The following is a 219-nucleotide window of genomic DNA, read 5'->3' as shown; positions in this document are numbered from 1 at the left end:
GCGCATGGCGTGGGAGACATGGGTGTTCAGGCGGTCCCAGACCAGCACGATCGGTGCTTTGACGAGGTGATGGACGCCGTCGACCAGGGCGATGAAGTCGCGCTCGCTCATGCTGCGGCGCTTGCCCTTGCCCACGGGGTGGGTGATCAGCCGATGGCACAGCCGGGTGCGGGAGCCGGGCCGCATCGCAATCAGCCCGGCCACCGACAGGCGTCCCGC

At 69.4% G+C, this 219-nt stretch carries 1 pseudogene; it reads right to left on the bottom strand.

Annotated features, from left to right (window positions below):
• A pseudogene (locus ADK60_RS28495) lies at nucleotides 1-219 on the bottom strand (IS630 family transposase); the annotation flags it as partial.

The sequence above is a fragment of the Streptomyces sp. XY431 genome (genome assembly GCF_001279805.1).
GTDB classification, from domain to species: domain Bacteria; phylum Actinomycetota; class Actinomycetes; order Streptomycetales; family Streptomycetaceae; genus Kitasatospora; species Kitasatospora purpeofusca.
Note: the sequence above shows the minus strand (reverse complement) of the source record. Positions and strands in the feature narration are given on the sequence as shown.